This window comes from Microvirga sp. 2YAF29, from assembly GCF_052114605.1.
Taxonomy (GTDB): Bacteria; Pseudomonadota; Alphaproteobacteria; order Rhizobiales; family Beijerinckiaceae; genus Microvirga.
In genome coordinates this window covers 1-20,186 of record NZ_JBFRFB010000005.1, presented here as the reverse complement: position 1 = coordinate 20,186, position 20,186 = coordinate 1, and the positions used below count along the sequence as shown (strand labels likewise).

Sequence of the window (20,186 nt, the reverse complement as noted above, 5' to 3'; positions counted from 1 at the left end):
TTTGATGACGGCTGATCTCAGCAGCCCGTGAGCTTCACGCGCTCCACTTCTAGGCCGAAGAGCGGGCGGATGCGTGTGCCGAGCACGTTGCCTGCAAACGCCGCCACCAGCCAGACCCAACCGTGGAAGCTGCCCGAGGCGATGCCGGAGAAGTACGCGCCGATATTGCAGCCATAGGCCAGACGCGCGCCATAGCCCAGAAGCAGGCCGCCGACGATGGCGGCAACGGCCGAGCGCAGCGGAACCTTCCAGGTCGGAGCAAAGCGGCCTGCGAGCGATGCCGCGAGCAACGCGCCGAGGATGATGCCGAAATCCATCACGGTGGTGACATCGGTGAAGATGCTGCTTTTCAACGCGGCCTGACTGGCCGGGCTCGACCAATAGGGCCAGCTCGCAACGTCGAAGCCGATGACGGCGGCGATCTTCGAGCCCCAGAGAGCGAAGGCCGAGGTCACGCCCCAGGGACGTCCAGCAAGGTAGAGCGTCACGAAGTTCAGGAGCGCGAGCGCCACGGCGCCGGCCACCAGCGGCCACGGACCGCGTGTGAAGCGCGCAAGGCCTTGGCGTGGGGAAGGAGCGGGCTGGATGAGCTGACCATGTCGGCGCTTCTCCAGTACCACCGTCACGCCTGCGATGACGGCGAAGACGGCAAGCTGCACCGCAAGCGCAGTCCAAGGACCCCAGAGTTCGATGATTGAGATCTTCGGCAGGCTCGGCAGGGCCGCCCACCAATGCAGATGCGCGGCACCGATGGCCGAGCCTGCGATGAAGGCCGCGAGCGTGATCAGCATGCGCGTGGAGCCGCCGCCCACCGTATACAGCGTGCCGGAGGCGCAGCCGCCGCCCATCTGCATGCCGATGCCGAAGATGAAGGCGCCGAACACGACGCCGACGCCGGCAGGCGACACGTTGCCCGCCACCGGCTGGCCGAAGAGGGTGCCTGAAGCCAGGACCGGGAAGAACAGGATGGAGGCGATGGCGAGCATCACCATCTGCGCCCGCAATCCCTCGCCGCGCCGGTCGGCGATGAAAACGCGCCAGGCGGAGGTGAAGCCGAAGGCGGCATGGTAGAGCACGAGGCCAAGCGCCGCGCCGAGCACATAAAGCGCCGCCTGTTTGGGATTGATGATCGCGCCCAGGAGGGCCGAGCCGCCGATGATGCCCAATGCTGCTGCGAGCGAGGCCGGGGCGTTGATGGTCAGGCTTGCACGGTTTCCAATGGAAAGAGGCGAAGCCACTGCAGAGCCGGACATGATTATTCCTTGCTGAATGGGGTGGCAAAAGGTCAAAAAGACCTGCGCAAGGAACATGTGGTTCTTTTTAAAGAACGTCAAGTCTTGTAATTTGATAGATATTATCTGATTAAAGATGTGAAATTAACCGGATTGCTCCGTCAGGCTTTCGGGCCGATGCTTCTTTCCATTCTCCCAAGGATGACCGCCACCATGTCCATCAAGCCCGATGTTCCAGCCGCAATCGGCAACACGCCGCTCATCAAGCTTCGCCAAGCCTCCGAAGTGACCGGCTGCACGATCCTAGGCAAGGCCGAGTTCATGAATCCCGGGCAATCGGTGAAGGACCGAGCGGCGCTCTTCATCATCCAGGATGCGGTGAAGCGCGGGCTCCTGAAGCCCGGCGGCGTGATCGTGGAAGGCACGGCGGGCAATACGGGCATCGGGCTCGCGCTTGTGGCCAATGCGATGGGGTTCAGGACGGTCATCGTGATCCCGGACACGCAGAGCCAGGAGAAGAAGGACATGCTCCGGCTCGCCGGCGCGGAACTGATCGAGGTTCCCGCCGTGCCTTATGCCAACCCGAACAACTACGTGAAGGTCTCAGGGCGCTTGGCCGAGCGCCTTGCCGAGTCCGAGCCGAGTGGCGCGATCTGGGCCAACCAGTTCGACAACGTGGCAAACCGTCAGGCACATATCGAGACGACGGGGCCGGAAATCTGGGAGCAGACGGATGGCAAGGTCGATGGATTTACCTGCGCGGTTGGTACGGGCGGCACGCTGGCGGGCGTCGGCATGGCGCTGAAGGAGCGCAACCCGAAAGTGACCATCGCGCTTGCGGACCCATTAGGCGCGGCGCTTCACAGTTACTACACGACGGGCGAGCTCAAATCGACGGGATCGTCTATCACCGAGGGCATCGGGCAGGGACGCATCACCAAGAACCTGGAAGGCGCGCCTATCGACCTGTCGTTCCAGATTCCCGACGAGGAGGCGCTGCCGGTCATCTTCGATCTGCTCGAGCATGAAGGCCTGTGCCTCGGCGGATCGTCCGGCATCAACGTGGCGGGCGCGATCCGCCTCGCGCGGCACCTCGGGCCAGGCCACACCATCGTGACGGTGTTGTGTGATTACGGCACACGCTATCAGTCCAAGCTCTTCAATCCGGCTTTCCTGCGCGAGAAGAATCTTCCGGTGCCGGAATGGCTGGAGCGCACGAGCACGATCGATGCAGGTCTCATCTGAGCATTGAGCAAATGGTAAGCGCCGCATCTCTCCGATGCGGCGCTCGTCGTTTAGGGTGCATTAAGCCGCGTTCGGCGTTCCGTTGTCTTGCGCTGCGGGTGTCGCGCTTTCATCGGGCCGCTGCTGATGCGTGCGGGAGAGATTGACCGGCGGGCGCGTGGCCTGCGCGCCGTTCGAGGCTTTCGCGGTCAGGCCGTGAAGATCGGCCTGGATGCTGTCGAGCAGGTCGAGCATCCACAGCTCGCTGCCATCCAGCTTCTCGCGCAAAGCGGATTTCGCGATGTCGACCTTCGCGGAAATTTCCGCTGGGTTGCGGGATTGCAGCGTGCTGAAATCCTGCTCGACTGTGCTGAGTTCGTGCAGCAATTCATCACGCAATGGGCGCTGCTCCTCGCCCAGTATGAGAGGCGAGTTCAGCATGCCGCGCAAAGCGGCCCACCGCAGGCCGAGCGCGCTCACCGATGCCATGCCGTCGAGTCCTGCCAGTTTCTGAGAATCGGCCACTGAGTTCATCCTTTTCGAAATGTCTGGAATCAAGCAGCGACAGAAAGACGGATGCTTATGGCGTGAATCGGGCAGCTCTCCGCAAAATGCGCGAAGCACGCGAGAAATTACGGAATGCCGTTAACCGCTGTTAACGAATGAAGAAATACAGTGTCAGTGCGGCGCCGACGCCGATCACGAGCCAGCGGATCACCTGAGGCGGCATCTTGCGTCCGAAATGAACGCCGAGATAACCACCGAGGATAGACGCAACGCCGACGATGATCGTCTCGTGCCAGCTCACGAGCCCGGCGAAGATGAACAATACTACGGCGACGAGCTGAATCACGGTCGAGCAGAGATGCTTTGCCGAATTGATGAGATGGAAGTCATCGCCCTCGGTGATGGCGAGTGCCGCCAGCATCACGATGCCCATGCCCGCGCCGAAGAAGCCGCCATAGGTGGCAACCGCTGTCTGGAAAACGAGGCCTGCTGCCCAGGCGCGCGTGGAAGGATGGTGCCCCTCGCTTTTGCCGATGGAGCGCGCAAGCGCCACGATGCGCGGGCTCAGCGCAAACAGAACGGTGGCGAACAGAAGAAGCCACGGCACGAGCTGGCGGAACGCCTCGTTGTTGGTGACGGTGAGAATATACGCACCGGCAAGGCCTCCGATGAGGCTTACCACGCCGAGCGCGGCGAAGCGGCGGAGATTGGCGGCGAGTTCCTTGCGATAGGCCCATGCGCTGGCGATGTTCGCCGGCGTCACCGCCACCGCGCTCGTCGCATTGGCCACCACCGGCGGTAGGCCTGCGGCCATAAGAGCGGAGAAGGTGAAGAAGGTACCCCCGCCGGCAATCGCGTTGACGAGACCGGCTGCAAGGCCCGAAGCGGCGAGAAGCGCCACAGTAGAAAGTTCCATGATGGATCGGTGACTTCTTAGGAAAATATGACGTGAGAATGAGGATCGAAGGAATAGCACTGGAGCCTGCCAAGGCCCATTAGGCGAACGTCTAGCGGCTCTGGAGCATAGGAAAATGCACTTGGACTGACGAAAAGCTGCTGATTCTTGTGGATCGTGCCGCTTGCATCCATTGCTCCGCAGGGCGCAAAAGCGGAATTTGGAACACATGACGAACGTGATCCCTCTCACCCCGCGCCTGAAGCAAGGTCGGCCCGCCGCCGGTGAGGCGGAGGAGAGGGCAGCCCTTGCAGCCGATCTGATCGACCTCATCGAGCGGGTGCGGACGATGACGGAGCATGTGGCGACGCTTTCCGGTCCGACGCTCCAGATTCACCAGACGGCCCAGCAGCTTCTCGATGCCGGCACCGCGCTGGAGCGCGCCGTCGAATCCCTCACCGAAAACGGTGAGTGGGTCCCCTTCTAAAACATCGGACCCAAAAGTGGACATCGCTTTTGGGGTTCATCTGATGCTTGCCTAAATGTTGCTTTATTTCAGCGCCTCCATCCTCATCCGCGCCTCGGCCATGCCAAGCGCCAGAGCCTGGCCATAGAATTCCCGCGCCTTGGACGCATCGCCGCGGATGCCTAGCACGTGCAGTTTTGTGAGAACGTTCGGATCGAAGGTCTCGCCCATCAGGAAGGCCGCGCGGGCGTTGCGGTTGTCCAGGGCACGCTCCAGAAGCAGACGCGCGCCGCTGACATCGCCCTTGCGCAGCAGCTCGTCGGCCCGGCTCGTAAGTCGGTCCTCAGCCTTCGGCTGATCCGCAGGCGGCGCAGCCGCCGGTATCTGACCAAGGCTCGTGGGCAGGGATGCGATCACAACGGGCACAGGCTCCTTCTGTTTTTGGAGAGCGGCGTTGTTCTGCGTCGGGAGCATGCTTTCCGGCGCCGCGGGGGCCGCATCGCTCTGTGAAAGTGCTGAGGTTTCCCGAGGCTGCGTGTCCTCGACGGCTGGAGGCAGCGGCGCATCCATGCCTGCCTTTTCGATCCGATGCATGAGAGGTGTGGCGCTCGACTGGTAAGAGCTTTTCAGTGCGCTCAGCTCCTTGTTCACCGCGATCAGTTTTTGAGCGAGGACTTCGCCCTGAGCCTGCGTGCGCGCGAGCGTTTTTTCGAGTTCGCTCACATGCGCGGATTGCGATATCGATTCCTCTTCCTTGAGCGCCCGCACATCCCGCAACGCCATCTCCATATCGGCGAGCTGACGGGTGGCGGCTTCACGCTGCCCTCGCTCATCCCGCAGCCGGGTTTCCCATTCGGCATCGCTTGCCGCGGCCGCCGCCTTAGCCTGTTCCGGCGCCGCTTGGAGCGCTTGGTAGTCGCTGCGCAGATCCGCGAGCTCTCGGTCCCCAGCCGCGCTCTTTTCCTGCTCCCTTTGCAGTGCCTCCTGCAAGTCGGACACCTTCGCGTCTTGGGCCGCCTTGTCCGTATCCAAGCGTGCCTTGAGCGCGTTGTTCTCCTGCATGAGTTCGTTCAGTGTTTGCGAAATTATGCTGCTGTAATTCTTCTCCCGGTCGATGGCTTCCTGAAGATCCGTCAGCGCAACCGGCGCATTGCAACTCGCTGAAGAATCCGCTTGCTCCGTCGGCACCGCAGCATCGCCCTTGATCCCGAGGTTCTGGAGTGTCGTGAGAAGGTCCGGGTTCTTCAATTGACCGGAGAGAACGATGGCGAGCGTGCCGACCTCGATTGCGGAGTTCAGGTTGTTTTGCGCGCCATTCATGTCGCCGTTGCGAATGGAAGCTTCGAGATTTTCCGCCAGCTTCCGTCGCTCGTGCGAGGTGAGGACAAGCGGCAGGAGATTGGCGAGGTCGCTCGATGATGGTGTCAGGCGATCTGGAGTATAGGCATCGGTTGCGCTGGGAATGGCGGGAATGGTGTCTTGCGCCTGGGCCGGGCCGAGAAAAGACAGGCTGAGCAACGCGCCTGCGAGCAACTCGGCGGCCAGACATTTCGGTGAAGGTGTCTTGCTTCGGTTCATGGCGGACCTCCTGGGACAATGCCAAAGGCTTGAAGGGCAGACTTTGGCCTCAGGTCCAGTTGGGTGATCATTCCTGGCGGCTGGTGCGTCGCTGCGTTCTCGGTCGATCGTTTTGCCGGTCGCTTTGCCAGGTGAGGAATTCGCGGAACAGCGTGTCGCGCTGCTCGGCGGAAACGCTGATGCCGCGACTGTTCATGAAGCTCTCGAAGCTCTGCACCTGGGCGGGCGAATTGCTGGCGGCCGCCATGCGGTCGAGCCATTCCTGGGCGGGCCTCACGCGCTCCCAGCCGGGCACATCGGCAGAAAGGTTCACCTCTTTCCATTTCGGATGGCGTCCTCCTTGCAGGAACTCGTCGAACCGCGAGAAGAAGGCATTCACGAAGCGCCTGACCCGATTGTAGCGGTCCGAGTTTTCCGGCCAGTTGAAAACCGCGAGCAGGCTGCCGACGGCAAGCGTCTCGACGGGCTTGTCCGTGTCCACGAGCTGCGGATAATCGTTGTTCGCGAAGCGCGCCGGGAAATAGCTTTCCGCGATCTCTCCCTCGAAGGGTATGGGGAGAAGATGGAAGCGCCCTTCCGTCTGAAACTCCGCAATCGCCCGCACCGGTCGGCCTGCCACATAGACGGCGGCCTGGATTTCTCCGGATTTCAGTTTGGCATAGGATGACGCCTGATCGAAGGTGGTGACGTCGGGCTTGATTCCGAGCTTGTCGAAGATGAGCCGCGAGGTCAGGTTCGTTCCGCTCCCCGCCTTGTCGATATTCACCTTCTTGCCGTCGAGCTGGCGGATATCCGTGATCTCGCGGTTGGCGATGATGTGGACTTCCTCGTTGTAGAGGCGCGTGATGAAGCGCAGGCGGCGCACCGCGTTGTCCTGAAGTCCTTCCGCTTTCAACTGCTCGCGCGCATCCATCTGCACGATGCCGATATCGACGCCGCGCAGGAACATGATATCGCGCAAGTTCTGCAGGGAGCCGCGCCCGATTATCGGAAGAATGCGCAGGTCCTCGCCATCGAGAACATTGGCGAGATCGGCGGCGATGCGGATATAGGTGCCGTCCGCGCCGCCGGAGATGATGCCGAGCGTGCCCGCATTGGCCCGGGTGGCCTCAGGAACCGGCGTCGGGGGCGGACTTGGTTGAGCCGAAGCGCCGACGAGCCCCGACACCAGGACGGCTGCGGTGAGAATGGCTTGGCATGACAGGCGGCTTAAGGAATTGAGCAGGGTAGGAAAACCAGGAACGCGATCCGACATTATTCGTCCTCCATGGACATGCCTTTCGGCTTATTGTCGTTTCGATCGTCTTGCCGTTCTCTGCTGTTCTGTGAAAATAATCTTGAAGAAACGAGCATGCAAAACGAAAGAACGTTGATCCTATGCTCATCCAATAGGCGGTCAATCGAGCTTTGTTTTCAAATTAATACGCAAGAAGTGCTAGTATCTACTCATAAAGAGCTAGATTATATCTTTATATTCCTTGTAGGAGTGGAATTTCTTATCGATCGCATCTCGTTGGGGAAGCGCTGACGGGTCTCGCAGCTCAAGAATTTAAGAAATTTGTTAGCGCCGGGCGGCTCTCTTAACGGTCCATTAACCATAGTGAGACGAAATCAGGGTGTATTAAAGGAATTTGAACTCCCGTGACCATCGCCGTTCGCCCCCGCCCCTCTCTTCGCTTCCGTGGCAGGTCCTTCATGGCCCTGGTCCTCGCGCCTGAAGTGCCCCTGAGGGACTGGCTGGAGGATCTCGACGCCGTGTCAGAACGCTCGCCCGGGTTTTTTACCGGACGGCCTATCATTGCCGACGTCTCCTCCCTCAAGCCATCCAAGTCTGAGCTAAAATTTTTGCTCGCCGCCTTCAAGATGCGCAGTATCCGCATCATCGGCCTGGAAGGCGCAGCTCCGGAAAATGTCGAACCCGACATGCCGCCCGCCATCACTGGCGGCAAACCTGCGGGCGAGATCGAGCCCGGCGTTGCGGAGGAAGCCGCCGCTGCCGTCGAGGCGGCGGGCTACCAGCCCGGTTCCGAGAAGACGCTGCTCATCGAGGGCTCGGTGCGCTCCGGTCAGTCGATCCTTCATCCCGAAGGCGACGTGACGGTGATCGGTTCCGTCGCTTCCGGTTCGGAGATCGTGGCGGGTGGGTCCATCCACGTCTACGGCTCCTTGCGCGGACGGGCGATTGCCGGCTGCACGGGCAATGCCCGCGCCCGCATCTTCTGCAGAAAGTTCGAAGCCGAATTGATCGCGGTCGACGGTCTCTACAAGACCGCCGACGATCTCGGCACAAAGTTTCACGGTCAGCCCGTCCAGGTCAGCCTGGATGGCGATTCCATCATCCTGACAACACTGGATTGATCCTAGAGAAAGAGAGACGACAATGGCCAAAGTCTTGGTCGTAACATCCGGCAAAGGTGGCGTTGGCAAGACAACGTCCTCGGCAGCTCTGGGCGCGGCGCTCGCGCATGGCGGCGACAAGGTCGTCGTCATCGACTTCGACGTCGGACTGCGCAATCTCGATCTCGTCATGGGCGCCGAGCGCCGTGTGGTGTTCGATCTCATCAACGTGGTGCAGGGCGACGCGAAGCTCAACCAGGCGCTCATCCGCGACAAGCGCCTGGAAAACCTCTCGCTGCTGCCCGCCTCGCAGACCCGCGACAAGGATGCGCTGACGGAAGAGGGCGTGGCCCGCGTGCTCAACGAGCTGCGCGAGAAGTTCGACTGGATCATCTGCGACAGCCCCGCCGGCATCGAGCGCGGCGCCACCATGGCCATGCGCCATGCGGATGTCGCCGTCGTCGTGACGAACCCGGAAGTGTCCTCGGTCCGCGACTCCGACCGCATCATCGGCCTGCTCGACTCGAAGACCGAGAAGGCTGAGAAGGGCGACCGCATCGAGAAGCACCTGCTGCTCACCCGCTACGACCCCATCCGAGCCGAGCGCGGTGAGATGCTGAAGGTCGATGACGTGCTCGATATCCTCTCGATCCCCCTCATCGGCATCATCCCGGAGAGCGAAGAGGTTCTGAAGGCTTCGAACATGGGCTCGCCCGTCACTCTCAACAATCCGGCAAGCGCGCCGGGCCGGGCTTACTTCGATGCAGTGCGCAGGCTCAAGGGCGAGAAGGTCGAGATGACCATTCCGTCCGACAAGAAGGGCTTGCTCGGTAAACTGTTCGGACGGAGGGCCGCATGAACCTGCTGAGTTTCTTCAACCGCCGCACGTCGGCGCCTGTGGCGCGGGAGCGCCTGCAGATTCTGCTGGCTCACGAGCGCGGCGTCGTCGGGGGCAAGTCCGACCTGGTGGCGCAGCTGCGTGAAGAAATCCTGGCCGTTGTCCGTCGCCATGTGATGGTCGAACACGACAATGTTCAGGTGAAGATGAACCGGGATTCGGACATCTCGACTCTCGAGATCGAGGTTGAAATCCCGGTCCCGGATGCAGTCATCGCGCGCTGAGTGCTGGCTTCGACAATCAAACGGCCCCATGCGATGCACGGGGCCGTTTTTTTTATGGCTGACTGTTCCACACGCCGATCTTGGCCTCGCGCGCCTTGTCGGAGGCAGCCTTCAGCTCCGGCGTCGCCTCCGCGGTCGGCTGGCCGCCGCCGTTGTAGAGAATGACGCGGGAGAGATCCTGCTCACCGACCTTGCAGCGATAGGTGTCGTTGCTGCCGGCAGGTTCGCAGGAGACTTCGCGGCCTTGCAGATAAGCCGTGAGATCCTCGGGCTTGCCCGCGCCCGGCGCCCATTCGACGCCGAACAGACGCACAACTTCGCCTTCGAGAGACAAAGTAGCGGTGTCGATAACATCCGGCACGCCGCGCAATGCGCGCGAGCCCGACGGGCGCGAGGCCTGTGCAGTTGCGGCCGCGTTCGCGGATGCGCTGACGCTGCGGCTCGGGGTGACGGCTCCCGTGGTAATCGGCTCTTCAATGTCGGCCTGCCGTGTATCCCCATCCCTCATGAGCATGAAGGCGCCGAAGCTTAACAAGGCAGCAAGCGCCACCGTGCCCAGTGCAAAGCCGGGGCGGCGATAGACCGGGCGTTCGCGAAGATCTTCGAAGAACGCGCCAGCGCGCTCGCCTGATTGCACAAGGCTTTGCCTGACGGCCTCCAAACGGACGGCGCTGTCTTCGGGTGCTTTCGAACTCAGGTTCTTCCGGATGGATCGCGACCAGGCATGAAGGCGAATGCCGTGCCTGCGCCAATGCTGCAGAGACGGTTTGCGATGGAACGACTCTGCTTTCTCTGCCGATGCCGCAGTTCCCACATTAATCCAGTCACGGGGTGCGGAGGCTTGTTGCGGCGCGGGCTCGGGATGCGGCCGCGGAGCGATCCTGTCCTCGCCTCGCGCCGTGGTGAAGAGGACTGGATGGCTTGCACGAAGTTCATCGATCAGATCCTGCAAGGTAAACGGCTTAGCCTGACCGTCGCGCAGGATGGTGCGCGGCTCGCCGCCGGGATCGATGACGGTGAGCTTCAACTCCCCATCGACTTCCGAGGGCCGGACCGAGGATTCGATGATGAGCTCCAACGCGCGGCGGGCGTCATCGGTGGGGTTGAACTTCGCGACCTCCGCGTGGATCAGCGCGCGCATGCGGTCGCGCATCTGAATCCAATGACGGCTGCGGTCGCCGTCATGATGCGGAGCATCATGGATCGAGTCGATTTCACTCATCCGATACATCCTCCGAGGCTAACTTCCGCTTACGGCTTTGGGTGATCACCGTGCTGTGCTCGGCGACAATGATGGGTTTGTTTCCGATGAACTCGACGATGAGTTGAAGGGCGCCGGAACCTTGGGAGAAACGGCCACGCCGGGGGTTGGCGGCGACATAGTCGAAGACCGTATGAACCTTGCAGACCGTGCCCTCCGGATTGCATTCGGAGCCAATGGCATCTTCCCGCGGACGATAATCGCGCTCCGGCCAGCGCTGCGCGAAGCGCTGCTTCTGCTTGAACACACGCTCCAGGGCGATCGTCCGGCCATGGTAGAGAACGCGCGGAGCATAAAGCTCGGCCGTTGCATCGAGCGCCCGGCTGTTGGGGCTCGACCAAGTCTCCAGGTAGTTCATGACGAAGGTCTTGGCATCCTCCCGGCGTGTCGACGGCTCGGCGGTTCGAACCGCTGGCGCGGCATCGGGCTGCCTCTCCGGCACAGGGGATTGGGGCTTCGCCTCCTGCTGGGCCGGTGCTGCTGGTACAGCCTCAGCCGCAGGTATTTGGGCGGGAGCGGGTGCCGTCGGCGGTTGAACTGGTGCGTCAAGTTTGGCCGGTGGATCGACCCACGTCCGTGCAGCCTTTGCAAAGGCCGCATGAGGCACTGATGTCGCTCCATACAGGAGCGCGACAGCACCGATCAATCCAGTCAGCGACAGCTGAGTTTGCATACGATTTCCAAGGTCTCTCAATGACACGAGTAACCGGGAAAAGCAGGCTGGGCCGTCCAGAGTTCCACGAGAACCGACGGTGAAGCCTTGGCAGAAGACATGCCTGCCAAGGCTTCCATCTTACATTTGCGCGACGGTGACCGAGCCGACGCCGTCGATCCCGATGGCCTTCGCGGAGGCGCGGGACAGGTCGATGACGCGACCATGGGCATAGGGGCCGCGATCATTGATACGCACGACCACGGCGCGGCCCGTCTTCTTGTTGACCACCTTCACCTTCGTGCCGAAGGGCAGGGTGCGATGAGCGGCTGTGAGCTCATTGGTGTTGAAGGTTTCGCCGCTGGCGGTCCGCCTTCCATGAAAACCCGGGCCGTACCAGGAGGCCTTGCCGCTCTGAATGACTCTTCCCGATGCGGCGTCCGGCTCAGCAATAGCAGGAGAAAGAATGGCAGCCGTCGAGAGAGCGATGCTGGCGAAAGCGAGCATAATCTTACGTTGATCCAAAATACATTCCCTTGTCTTGTTGTATGGATGTGCAAAATGGAGGCTAATGGGGCAACAATAAGACGAGTATAGTTAATATTTTTCTCGACCTCACGGGTGAATAATCATTAATACATCAAGAATATAGTGTTGCATATCGAGGATGGCTTCGCGTATATAGCCTCAATAATCCTATTCAGCTTGGGTTTGATCTATCAAGGGCGGAAGTGAGGCCAGATAGAAGGCGAGAACAAGCGCGATGATGAGAAGGGTGGCCACGAGGCTGCTGACCCCGACCCAGCCCCAGCTGGTCCAGAATACGCCTCCGAGAGTGCCGACGGCGCTCGATCCTAAATAATAACAGAACAGATAGAGGGCCGAGGCCTGCGCCTTGGTTCCCCGCGCCCTTCGCCCCACCCAGCTGCTTGCGATGGAGTGTGCGCCGAAGAAGCCGGCTGTTACGGCGACAATGCCGAGGATGATCACGGGAAGCGCTTGAGATAGGGTAAGGCCGAGGCCTGCCATCATGATGACGATCATGACCCACATGACTCGCCGCCGGCCCAGCCGCTCGGCGAGCCCGCCGATCCAGGCCGAACTCGCCGTGCCGATGAGATAGCTGAAGAAGATCGCGCCGATGGCGGTCTGGCTCAAAGCGTAGGGTTCCGCCGTCAGCCGGTAGCCGAGGTAGTTGTATAGGGTCACGAACCCGCCCATCAGCAGGAATGCCTCGGCGAACAGGCAACGCAGGCCCGGGTCGCGCAGGTGGCCCGCAAAGGCGCGGAGCATGTCGCTGAGATCGGCGCGCCGCGCCTGGAAATAGGCCGACGCCGGCAGGCTTCGCCACGCGGCAATCGCCGCCGCCAGCCCCGTGGCCCCGATGATGCCGATGGCCATCCGCCATGAGCCGAGATCCGTCAGGACGCCGCTGAAAATGCGGCCCGCCATGCCGCCCACCGCATTGCCGCCGATGAACAGGCCCATGGCGAGGCCGATGGATTTCGGCTCCACCTCCTCGCTCACATAAGCCATGGCGACCGCAGGAAGGCCGCTGAGCGTAATGCCGATAAGCATGCGGATCATCAGGAAAGTGGTCCAACTCGGCGCGACGGCGGAGAGAAGCGTCAGCAGTGCGGAGGAGAGCAGGGAGGCGACCATAACCGGCTTGCGGCCCCACACCTCGGACAGAGATCCCGCAACCAGCATGGCGATCGCCAGAAGGCCGGTGCTGAGCGATAGGGATAGGCTGCTCGTCGCCGCGCTGATGTGGAATTCAGCCGAGAAGGCCGGAAGCAGGGGCTGTACGCAGTAGAGGATCGCGAAGGTCGAAAAACCGGCTGCGAACAGGGCAAGGTTCAGGCGGCGGAAGGCTGACGTTCCACTGACCAGACGGCTCGGCCGCTCAGGTGCGCTCTCCTGCATCGTTTTTCCTGTCAGGCTCCTCGGTTCCCTCCATGCCCATGCTTCGTGTGCAAATCTAGCTTTGAATGACAGCCAGTCCATTCGCCTGAAGCATAGAACAGGTGCCGAGTTTGCACTTCTCCTCCCTGCCGAAACAGGATTCAACTATGAACATCTGACGACCTCCTGGCTCGCTGCCTCTCCACCGCGCGAGCCAATTTTTTTGAGCTGCCCATGTCCACCGGTCCCAGTGCCCTCCAACAGGAATCGTCATCCGAACCTGACGCGCAAGTTGCCGCGCGGCCCCAGCAGGCACCTACACCCCTGCGCGGCATCCTGCTGTTGGTGGGCTCGACCGTTTTCTTCGCCATCACCGATGTGATGACCAAGCAGCTTGCGGCGGCTTTACCGATCTTCCAGATCGCCTGGATGCGCTATACGACCTTCGCGCTCGCCATGGTGCCTTTCGTCTATGCCACGGGCGGTCCGGCCCTGTTCCGCTCCGCGCGGCCCGGTCTGCAATCGGTCCGGGCTCTCGCGATGGTCGCCTCGACCCTGCTTTTCGTTTTCTGCCTGCGAACCATGCCGGTCGCCGATGCAACCGCCATCTTCTTCGTGGCGCCGATCCTCATCATGGCCCTGTCGATCGTCTTCCTCGGCGAGAAGGTCGGCATCAGACGCTGGTGCGCGGCGGCGGTCGGGCTGATGGGCGTTCTCATCGTGATCCGGCCGGGCTCGGGCGCCTTTCAGATGGCGGCCCTGCTCCCTCTTCTCAGCGCGGCCAGCTGGGCACTGGGCGCCATCGTCACCCGCAAGATCGGTGGCGATCATCCCCTGACCACGATGATCTATACCAGCATCGTCGGAACCCTCTCCTTGAGCGTCCTCGTGCCGTTCGATTGGGTCAATCCAGGTTGGGGCATGGCCTTGCTCGGCATCGTGGCCGGAGGGTTGTTCACGATCGACCAATGGTTCCTGATTATGGCCTACCGGCAGGGCGACGCCTCGGTCATAGCGCCGTTCTCATACACCCAGCTGATCTGGGCGGGCCTTTTGGGATTTTGGGTTTTCGGCACCGTGCCCGATGCCTGGACGGTCCTGGGCGCCGGCATCATCGTCGCCAGCGGCCTCTATACGGCCTATCGTGAGCGGGTGCGGGCGCTCGAAAGGAAGTTCGGTAACGCTTAAGACATGGGGCCCAGAAGGGGCGCTGCTCTTGGGCTTTATCCGATGCGTTGGATGAAGATCTCAGGCGCCCGAATGCACGACCCTGAGGCGCGGGCGGGCGGTGCGATTATAGAAGGTGAGCGCAACGCTTTCGCTCTCGGCTTCCCCTTCCACGAGGCGATAGCCGAACTGGTCAGCCAGCGCGCGCACCTGGCCCAGATTGGCGCTCGAGATCCGACGGCTGAATTCCGCGACGTCCTGGCTCATGAGCGCCGCCAGCATGCCGACCTCGACGCCTTGGTCGAAATCGGCGCTGCGGGCCGGAAAACGAAGCTTCAATCCTTCGGCGAGATGGATGTGGTGCATGTGGGCCTGTTCACTTCACGACTGGTCAGTCGCGTTATCGCCCACAGATTCCTACCGCTTGTTTAAGACGCCGCCCTCCTGTGGATAGTGGTTAAGGATCCCAAGAGGCCTTTCGGCATTTATTCTTCCGCAGGCCGGATCGGCCGGTTTCGTTGAAAACACGGGAGAACGGGCATGACAATTCGGTTGGTTGGCGCGGCAATAGTGGCAGGCCTGACGATCTCGGCGGCCCATGCGGCTGATTATTCGGTGAGGACGACGCGGGTCATGAGCGCCGTTCAGCCCGAGCGCGCGATCTCGCGGCTGGCCGAGCAGGGAATCGGCTATTCCGTCCTGCATGAGGCCGTCGCCAGGCCGCAGCGGGGCTATCGCGTGCACGTGACCTGCACGATTACAGAGACCTTCCGGCAGACCTATTGCCCGACGCCGCAATACCAGGCCTATTGCCCAAGCGCCGCAATCGTCTGCCAGTAGCCGCATGATGAGGCTTACCTTCCGGGCAAGCGCATATTAAGAACGCGCTTGTTCAGCGTGGATCGATCAAGCCTTGCAAGATATGAAATCATCGGGCGTCTACGGAGCGCCTCCGACCGAACTGGCGGATGTGCCCGCAGGCAGCGTTCAGTTTTCGCCGCTCATACCGGGCTCAGCCGCGCTGGAAGCCCAAGGCCAGGGCTCGCTCGGCCGGCTTGTCGTGCTCGCCCCTCCTGGCACGGTGGAGCGGCGCTACACCCTTGCGCTCGCCCTGAAGGCGCTTGCGCCTGGAGGCGAGTTCATCGTTCTCGCACCTAAGGATAAGGGCGGGTCGCGGCTTGCCAAGGAATTGAAGGGATTCGGCTGCGAGATCAGCGAAACCGCGCGCCGGCATCATCGCATCTGTTCCTGCGAGCGGCCTGCGGAGCCGACTGGAATCGACGAGGCGATCCGCGAAGGGCAACCCGTGCTGGATGAGGCTCTAGGCCTCTGGACGCAGCCTGGCGTCTTCAGCTGGAGCCGGCTCGACCCCGGCTCCGCGCTGCTACTGCAGCACCTTCCTGACTTGAGTGGGAAGGGCGCGGATTTCGGCTGCGGCATAGGCGTTCTATCGCGCGCGATTCTCGCGTCGTCGAAGGTCGAGCGCCTGACGATGATCGATATCGACCGCCGCGCGACGGAAATGGCCGCGCGCAACATTGACGATCCACGCTCCGACATTCTCTGGACAGATGTGCGCGGCAAACTTCCGTTGAGCGGCCTCCATTTCGTGGTGATGAACCCCCCCTTCCATGATGGCGGGGCGGAGGATCAGTCGCTCGGCCAAAGCTTCATCCGCAAAGCTGCCGAAGCCTTGCGTCCAGGCGGGAGGCTGTGGCTCGTGGCCAATCGCCATCTGCCCTATGAGGGTGCGCTCAACCCTCTCTTCAAGCGTGTGGCGCCGGCCATCGAGTCCGGCGGATACAAGGTCTACGAGGCCATGAAATGAGCAAGGTGCAGACGCTCCGCCTTGACCGCCTTCTCGCCAATCTGGGTTACGGCTCGCGCCGCGAGGTGCAGCAGCTCGTGCATGCGGGTCTCGTCAAGCTCGACGGTGTCGAGATCGAGGATGCCGATCAGCGCATCGCCGTCACACGTGATCTGTCTGAGCGTATGCGCGTCCAGGGCAAGCCTCTCGACCCGCCGCCGGGACTCATCCTCATGCTGCACAAGCCGCTCGGGGTCACCTGCTCGCATAAGGAAGCGGGACCTCTGATTTATAGCTTGCTGCCGGACCGTTGGCGTCGCCGCGATCCGGCGATCTCTACAGTCGGGCGGCTGGACAAGGAAACCTCCGGCCTTCTCCTGATGACCGATGACGGCAACCTCCTGCACCGGATCATCTCGCCGCGCGCCAATATCTCGAAGCGCTACCGCGTCACCCTCGACCGTCCCTTGAAAGGCGACGAGGCGGAGATATTCGCCGCCGGTGCGCTGATGCTCGAAGGCGAAGACAAACCGCTCCTCCCGGCCGTTATGGAACCGCTTTCGGACAAGAGCGCGCACCTCACCATCACGGAAGGACGCTATCATCAGGTCCGCCGTATGTTCGCGGCGGTCGGCAACCACGTGACCGCCCTGCATCGTGACAAGATCGCCGATCTGCCTCTCCCGGAGGATCTGGAGCCGGGGCACCACCGCCTGCTCACGCAAGCCGACCTCGCCCTCGTCTTGCCCGGCGTCTGATCCTCTCGGCTCACGCCCGGCTGGAGCGGCTGCATCCCCTAAGGCGGAGGTTGCCCTTGGCCTGCTCATCGGGTAGAGAAGATCCAGGCTTGCCGCCTCAAAGCACCCGTAGCTCAGCTGGATAGAGCGTTGCCCTCCGAAGGCAAAGGTCACACGTTCGAATCGTGTCGGGTGCGCCAATTTCCTCAAGGACTTAGGGGCTTAAACCCCACTTGCCCCGCCCTCGCAGGATCGATGAAGGGGTCTTTTTAGGGGTCTTTTTCTTTGTGCTCCGTAAGGAGCCGCTTGATTGTGGGTAGTATGGCGGCTCCGCGTATCGCCCTGCAGTCTTCGCGACTAAAATTCATTCGCCCGGCTGCTGAGCCGGATAGAGCCGCTCCCCCAACATTGGCCAAAAGCGACCACTCTGGTATTGCTGCCGCTCACTGCTCACGGCTTGGCGAGATCAATGTGCGTTATGCTTCCCTTCCGAACAGGCTCCGACAATGCTTCCAACTGATCGGCTTCGACGCGACCCACGCCTACCGCCCCGTCGAGACTTAGCCAAACTCGTTGGAAGCCTCCCAAGTGGCACTGGCCTCTTAGGTCTCGTCCACACAACTTCCGGAAGCTCCTCGACGATATCCATGAGCTTCCGCGCCCACCAAACCAGAACCTCGCGCTTCCGAAGGCGATAGCGGCGTTGAATGTCGCCATGATCGTAACGGCCCGTGATGCCTGCCGTGATCTCGTGATTCACTACAGCTTGTAGAACATCGAGCGGAGCGGAATAGATGATCTCACCGTCTGCATTTTCCTCACCGTCGCGAACACGCGTGATGAAGGTATGACGGAGATCGTGGATGCGCCAATTCTCAACTTCAACCTCGGAGATTTTACGAAGAGCTTCAGCCTTGAGTGCTCGGGTTTCTGCCCGCAATGCGCCCTTGGCTTTTATGGCTCGCTTTTCAATATCCGTCAGGACCGCGCTTTCGGCTCGTATGCCTCTGTCGATCTTCGGCTTAACCTTCGACCAGCCAGTAATGGGCGTCGAGCCGATATCAGACGGGAAGACGTACCCTGATTTGAGGCCAGTAGCCTCGTAGGCTTTCTGCGCGTCTTCGAGCACCGCGATAGCTGCATCGCTCAATGGCACCTCGTGGTCACCGGCACGGTTCTTCACCCGCTCGACGGGTATAGTGAGGATTTTGCGGTTCCAGTCGATCTCAGACCACCGCGCATGGCTGATCTCATTGAGTCGCTGGCCTGTCAGCATCAGCAGCCGGAGCGCATGGCCGAAGGGGTAGCCGTATTCGCCTGCCGCTTTCCAAAGGTTCCGAAGTTCATCGTCGGACAGCGCCCGCGCTTTCACCTCGGACGACTGACGCTTCGTTATACCAACAGTCGGAGGAGTGCCGGAGAAGAGCGCTCGCCCAACGGCGAAGGTGAACACCGACCGGATGACCTTGAGCGTTTCATCTACAGGCCCAGCCGCCTTCTCGATCTTGGACAGGATGCGGGCTATATCCTCCCGAGTGATCTCTTGAAGGGTCTTGCTACCCAGATCGGGAAGAACGAGACGATTGAGCTTCGACATGCGAGCGTTGGCTGTACCCTTAGTCACAGGACGCTTCCGGCCCCCGATCAGCTTCCCTTCTGTCATGGCCGTTTCGTAGAGTTCTGCGACGGCCCTCAACGACCCTGCCTCACGGTCGAGGTTCGCCTGCTCAGCCTGCCTCCTCGGATCTTCGCCTAAACGGACAGCCTCCATGATCTCGCGGCATCGAGCGCGAGCCTGCTCCACTCCCATCCCCGGCCAGGAGCCAATCGTCATCTTCACCCGTGTGGAGCGCTTCCCGGTCCCGTCCGCCAGTCGGAAGATCACTGTCCAAGTCTTACTGCCTGTATCAGATACGAAGAGAAACAGGCCCTTCTCTACGTCCGAGATCTCACGTCGGCCGGAGCCGGGACGGCTCAGGCGTTTCAGGGCTGCTTCGGTACCCGATCCCATCTATTCAGGGAGGAGACGCTCCCGGGGGAACAATGGCATTGACAAATTCAAAAGGTTGGATCCGAACATGACAAGCACCACAATCTCAAACGTTAGGGAAACAAGCATCGAAACAATGCGTGACGATGCTATCGTCGTTACCAATACTGGCGCCATCAAGTCCGCAACTACCTCGATCTACGGAGGATCGGGGGCCTTTACGATCCTTGGAAGCGTTACCTCTGACCAAGGCGGGATCGACGTTAAAGGTGGGCACATAGGAAGTTATTCAAGGAACTCTTCAGTCTCAGTTGGCGCAAGCGGCTCAATTGTTGGAGGGACATTCGGAGCCCGGATCGGCAGCAACTATGACATCATTGTCAGCGATGTTTTCAATGCCGGTCTCATCGTTGGACAGAAGGCCGAAGGGCTTTTCCTCGGAGGCAATGTAGTGAACCTCATCAATGAGGGCACTATTCAGTCCTATTTAGGCACTGCCTTGATTGTCGAGGCTCGCGGAGCAGTCATTAACAATACAGGAACGATTATCGGAGGTGGTGATCTCTTCGAAAACAAAGCGATCCAGTTTCTGAACGAAGGTAGCATCATCGTCAACAATAGCGGCGACATTTACGGGGACATCTCAGGTGGAGCTTATGATGATACGTACGATGGCCGCTTTGGCTTCATTCAAGGAAAAATCGATCTAGGACTTGGTAACAATACCGCCATCGGTGGAGAGGGATCAGAGATATTCATTGTCAGCGGAGGATCCAATGCGGTTGACGGCGGCGGCGGAAACGACTCGGTCGCTTTTGAAGGCGCAACAACAGGCGTTCATGTCGACCTGCGCATCACAGAGTCGCAAGACACGCATTTCGGCATGCTCTCTCTGAGGCAAGTGGAAACAGTCAACGGCAGCAGCCACAACGACACGCTCATCGGCAATGAAAATAGTAATGCCTTATTCGGAGGCAATGGAAACGATACCCTTGAGGATACATCCGGTAACGACACGCTAGACGGAGGTGGGGATATCGACACGGCGTTGTTCTCGGGCTCTGCTGGAGCACACGTGGATCTTGCTATATCTAATCGCCAGAACACGGGCTATGGTTCTGACGTTATCATCGGCATCGAGAACCTTAAGGGCGGGTCTGGTTCTGATTGGTTCAAGGGCGATGCCAATGCCAACCTGCTCAGCGGCAACGGCGGCAACGACACCCTGGCCGGCGGCTTGGGCGACGATACGCTCGACGGCGGCGCAGGGATCAACACCGCCGTCTTCGCAGGCCAGGCTGCAGAC

At 61.0% G+C, this 20,186-nt stretch carries 21 protein-coding genes, 1 tRNA gene and 1 pseudogene; 11 read left to right on the top strand and 12 right to left on the bottom strand.

Going from position 1 to position 20,186, the window contains the following annotated elements; genetic code table 11:
* Positions 1-17: 17 nt before the first annotated feature.
* Positions 18-1,253 carry a YeeE/YedE family protein gene (locus AB4Y85_RS08070; RefSeq protein WP_441984361.1) on the bottom strand — a complete coding sequence of 412 codons (1,236 nt, stop codon included), beginning with the start codon at positions 1,251-1,253 and terminating at the stop codon, positions 18-20.
* A 192-nt stretch (positions 1,254-1,445) separates the two neighbouring features.
* Here AB4Y85_RS08070 and AB4Y85_RS08065 point away from each other — a divergent pair, with 192 nt between their 5' ends.
* On the top strand, positions 1,446-2,477 hold the full coding sequence (locus AB4Y85_RS08065) for a cysteine synthase A (RefSeq protein ID WP_441984360.1): 1,032 nt from the start codon (positions 1,446-1,448) through the stop codon (positions 2,475-2,477).
* Between the two features lie 60 nt (positions 2,478-2,537).
* Here AB4Y85_RS08065 and AB4Y85_RS08060 read toward each other — a convergent pair whose 3' ends face one another.
* Together AB4Y85_RS08060 and AB4Y85_RS08055 are read right to left on the bottom strand one after the other, a co-directional pair.
* A complete protein-coding gene (locus AB4Y85_RS08060) occupies positions 2,538-2,981 on the bottom strand; it encodes a hypothetical protein (protein WP_441984359.1) in 444 nt (147 codons plus the stop codon).
* A gap of 130 nt (positions 2,982-3,111) precedes the next feature.
* The gene (locus tag AB4Y85_RS08055; protein WP_441984358.1) at positions 3,112-3,879 is read right to left on the bottom strand and encodes a sulfite exporter TauE/SafE family protein; all 768 of its coding nucleotides are present in this window, start codon (positions 3,877-3,879) and stop codon (positions 3,112-3,114) included.
* 208 nt (positions 3,880-4,087) lie between these two features.
* Here AB4Y85_RS08055 and AB4Y85_RS08050 point away from each other — a divergent pair, with 208 nt between their 5' ends.
* Positions 4,088-4,345 carry a hypothetical protein gene (locus tag AB4Y85_RS08050; protein WP_441984357.1) on the top strand — a complete coding sequence of 86 codons (258 nt, stop codon included), beginning with the start codon at positions 4,088-4,090 and terminating at the stop codon, positions 4,343-4,345.
* 63 nt (positions 4,346-4,408) lie between these two features.
* Here the strand turns inward: AB4Y85_RS08050 and AB4Y85_RS08045 are convergent, their stop codons facing one another.
* Together AB4Y85_RS08045 and AB4Y85_RS08040 are read right to left on the bottom strand one after the other, a co-directional pair.
* Positions 4,409-5,902, bottom strand: coding sequence for a hypothetical protein (locus tag AB4Y85_RS08045; RefSeq protein ID WP_441984356.1), 1,494 nt, complete (start codon positions 5,900-5,902; stop codon positions 4,409-4,411).
* A gap of 67 nt (positions 5,903-5,969) precedes the next feature.
* Positions 5,970-7,157 (bottom strand): TAXI family TRAP transporter solute-binding subunit, encoded by a 1,188-nt coding sequence (locus AB4Y85_RS08040; RefSeq protein WP_441984355.1) that lies wholly within the window; start codon positions 7,155-7,157, stop codon positions 5,970-5,972.
* A 440-nt stretch (positions 7,158-7,597) separates the two neighbouring features.
* On the opposite strand from AB4Y85_RS08040, the gene minC reads away from it, so the two are divergent.
* From minC to minE, 3 genes are read left to right on the top strand one after another with little or no spacing between them, the layout of a single operon-like run.
* Positions 7,598-8,260, top strand: a complete 663-nt coding sequence (gene minC / locus AB4Y85_RS08035; protein WP_441984651.1) for a septum site-determining protein MinC — start codon at positions 7,598-7,600, stop codon at positions 8,258-8,260.
* A gap of 22 nt (positions 8,261-8,282) precedes the next feature.
* Positions 8,283-9,098: a septum site-determining protein MinD gene (minD, locus tag AB4Y85_RS08030; RefSeq protein ID WP_441984354.1), complete on the top strand. Its 816-nt coding sequence runs from the start codon at positions 8,283-8,285 to the stop codon at positions 9,096-9,098.
* Positions 9,095-9,361, top strand: a complete 267-nt coding sequence (gene minE / locus AB4Y85_RS08025; RefSeq protein ID WP_441984353.1) for a cell division topological specificity factor MinE — start codon at positions 9,095-9,097, stop codon at positions 9,359-9,361. Before minD ends, minE begins: the two co-directional genes overlap by 4 nt.
* Before the next feature lie 52 nt (positions 9,362-9,413).
* On the opposite strand, the gene AB4Y85_RS08020 is transcribed toward minE, so the two are convergent.
* From AB4Y85_RS08020 to AB4Y85_RS08005, 4 genes are all read right to left on the bottom strand, one after another.
* Positions 9,414-10,583 carry a thermonuclease family protein gene (locus tag AB4Y85_RS08020; protein ID WP_441984352.1) on the bottom strand — a complete coding sequence of 390 codons (1,170 nt, stop codon included), beginning with the start codon at positions 10,581-10,583 and terminating at the stop codon, positions 9,414-9,416.
* Positions 10,576-11,295, bottom strand: coding sequence for a hypothetical protein (locus AB4Y85_RS08015; protein WP_441984351.1), 720 nt, complete (start codon positions 11,293-11,295; stop codon positions 10,576-10,578). Before AB4Y85_RS08015 ends, AB4Y85_RS08020 begins: the two co-directional genes overlap by 8 nt.
* Positions 11,296-11,415: 120 nt before the next feature.
* Entirely contained in the window at positions 11,416-11,781 is a 366-nt protein-coding gene (locus AB4Y85_RS08010) for a septal ring lytic transglycosylase RlpA family protein (RefSeq protein ID WP_441984650.1), read from the bottom strand.
* 189 nt (positions 11,782-11,970) lie between these two features.
* A complete protein-coding gene (locus AB4Y85_RS08005; protein ID WP_441984350.1) occupies positions 11,971-13,200 on the bottom strand; it encodes an MFS transporter in 1,230 nt (409 codons plus the stop codon).
* A gap of 213 nt (positions 13,201-13,413) precedes the next feature.
* On the opposite strand from AB4Y85_RS08005, the gene AB4Y85_RS08000 reads away from it, so the two are divergent.
* On the top strand, positions 13,414-14,367 hold the full coding sequence (locus AB4Y85_RS08000; protein ID WP_441984349.1) for a DMT family transporter: 954 nt from the start codon (positions 13,414-13,416) through the stop codon (positions 14,365-14,367).
* Between the two features lie 60 nt (positions 14,368-14,427).
* Here AB4Y85_RS08000 and AB4Y85_RS07995 read toward each other — a convergent pair whose 3' ends face one another.
* A complete protein-coding gene (locus AB4Y85_RS07995; RefSeq protein WP_441984348.1) occupies positions 14,428-14,712 on the bottom strand; it encodes a hypothetical protein in 285 nt (94 codons plus the stop codon).
* Positions 14,713-14,886: 174 nt separating this feature from the next.
* On the opposite strand from AB4Y85_RS07995, the gene AB4Y85_RS07990 reads away from it, so the two are divergent.
* The 4 genes from AB4Y85_RS07990 (at position 14,887) to AB4Y85_RS07975 (ending at position 17,090) form a co-directional block, all read left to right on the top strand.
* A complete protein-coding gene (locus tag AB4Y85_RS07990) occupies positions 14,887-15,186 on the top strand; it encodes a hypothetical protein (protein ID WP_441984347.1) in 300 nt (99 codons plus the stop codon).
* Between the two features lie 82 nt (positions 15,187-15,268).
* The gene (locus tag AB4Y85_RS07985; RefSeq protein WP_441984649.1) at positions 15,269-16,174 is read left to right on the top strand and encodes a class I SAM-dependent methyltransferase; all 906 of its coding nucleotides are present in this window, start codon (positions 15,269-15,271) and stop codon (positions 16,172-16,174) included.
* Positions 16,171-16,911, top strand: coding sequence for a pseudouridine synthase (locus AB4Y85_RS07980; RefSeq protein WP_441984346.1), 741 nt, complete (start codon positions 16,171-16,173; stop codon positions 16,909-16,911). The genes AB4Y85_RS07985 and AB4Y85_RS07980 overlap by 4 nt, the downstream gene beginning before the upstream one ends.
* A 102-nt stretch (positions 16,912-17,013) precedes the next feature.
* Positions 17,014-17,090 (top strand) — tRNA-Arg (locus tag AB4Y85_RS07975).
* 266 nt (positions 17,091-17,356) lie between these two features.
* Here the strand turns inward: AB4Y85_RS07975 and AB4Y85_RS07970 are convergent.
* Complete coding sequence (locus AB4Y85_RS07970) at positions 17,357-18,514, bottom strand: tyrosine-type recombinase/integrase (protein WP_441984648.1); 1,158 nt, start codon at positions 18,512-18,514, stop codon at positions 17,357-17,359.
* Positions 18,515-18,625: 111 nt separating this feature from the next.
* A pseudogene (locus AB4Y85_RS07965) lies at positions 18,626-18,901 on the bottom strand (Arm DNA-binding domain-containing protein); the annotation flags it as partial.
* A gap of 67 nt (positions 18,902-18,968) precedes the next feature.
* Between AB4Y85_RS07965 and AB4Y85_RS07960 the strand changes: the two are divergent.
* On the top strand, positions 18,969-20,186 hold a 1,218-nt coding region (locus AB4Y85_RS07960), incomplete at its 3' end, for a calcium-binding protein (RefSeq protein WP_441984345.1).

Bases quoted from the DNA above. Each gene is read 5' to 3' on its own strand.
- AB4Y85_RS08070 (WP_441984361.1), bottom strand. From the start codon at position 1,253: ATGTCCGGCTCTGCAGTGGCTTCGCCTCTTTCCATTGGAAACCGTGCA.
- AB4Y85_RS08065 (WP_441984360.1), top strand. From the start codon at position 1,446: ATGTCCATCAAGCCCGATGTTCCAGCCGCAATCGGCAACACGCCGCTC.
- AB4Y85_RS08055 (WP_441984358.1), bottom strand. From the start codon at position 3,879: ATGGAACTTTCTACTGTGGCGCTTCTCGCCGCTTCGGGCCTTGCAGCC.
- AB4Y85_RS08050 (WP_441984357.1), top strand. From the start codon at position 4,088: ATGACGAACGTGATCCCTCTCACCCCGCGCCTGAAGCAAGGTCGGCCC.
- AB4Y85_RS08045 (WP_441984356.1), bottom strand. From the start codon at position 5,902: ATGAACCGAAGCAAGACACCTTCACCGAAATGTCTGGCCGCCGAGTTG.
- AB4Y85_RS08040 (WP_441984355.1), bottom strand. From the start codon at position 7,157: ATGTCGGATCGCGTTCCTGGTTTTCCTACCCTGCTCAATTCCTTAAGC.
- minC (WP_441984651.1), top strand. From the start codon at position 7,598: ATGGCCCTGGTCCTCGCGCCTGAAGTGCCCCTGAGGGACTGGCTGGAG.
- minD (WP_441984354.1), top strand. From the start codon at position 8,283: ATGGCCAAAGTCTTGGTCGTAACATCCGGCAAAGGTGGCGTTGGCAAG.
- minE (WP_441984353.1), top strand. From the start codon at position 9,095: ATGAACCTGCTGAGTTTCTTCAACCGCCGCACGTCGGCGCCTGTGGCG.
- AB4Y85_RS08020 (WP_441984352.1), bottom strand. From the start codon at position 10,583: ATGAGTGAAATCGACTCGATCCATGATGCTCCGCATCATGACGGCGAC.
- AB4Y85_RS08015 (WP_441984351.1), bottom strand. From the start codon at position 11,295: ATGCAAACTCAGCTGTCGCTGACTGGATTGATCGGTGCTGTCGCGCTC.
- AB4Y85_RS08010 (WP_441984650.1), bottom strand. From the start codon at position 11,781: ATGCTCGCTTTCGCCAGCATCGCTCTCTCGACGGCTGCCATTCTTTCT.
- AB4Y85_RS08005 (WP_441984350.1), bottom strand. From the start codon at position 13,200: ATGCAGGAGAGCGCACCTGAGCGGCCGAGCCGTCTGGTCAGTGGAACG.
- AB4Y85_RS08000 (WP_441984349.1), top strand. From the start codon at position 13,414: ATGTCCACCGGTCCCAGTGCCCTCCAACAGGAATCGTCATCCGAACCT.
- AB4Y85_RS07995 (WP_441984348.1), bottom strand. From the start codon at position 14,712: ATGCACCACATCCATCTCGCCGAAGGATTGAAGCTTCGTTTTCCGGCC.
- AB4Y85_RS07990 (WP_441984347.1), top strand. From the start codon at position 14,887: ATGACAATTCGGTTGGTTGGCGCGGCAATAGTGGCAGGCCTGACGATC.
- AB4Y85_RS07985 (WP_441984649.1), top strand. From the start codon at position 15,269: ATGAAATCATCGGGCGTCTACGGAGCGCCTCCGACCGAACTGGCGGAT.
- AB4Y85_RS07980 (WP_441984346.1), top strand. From the start codon at position 16,171: ATGAGCAAGGTGCAGACGCTCCGCCTTGACCGCCTTCTCGCCAATCTG.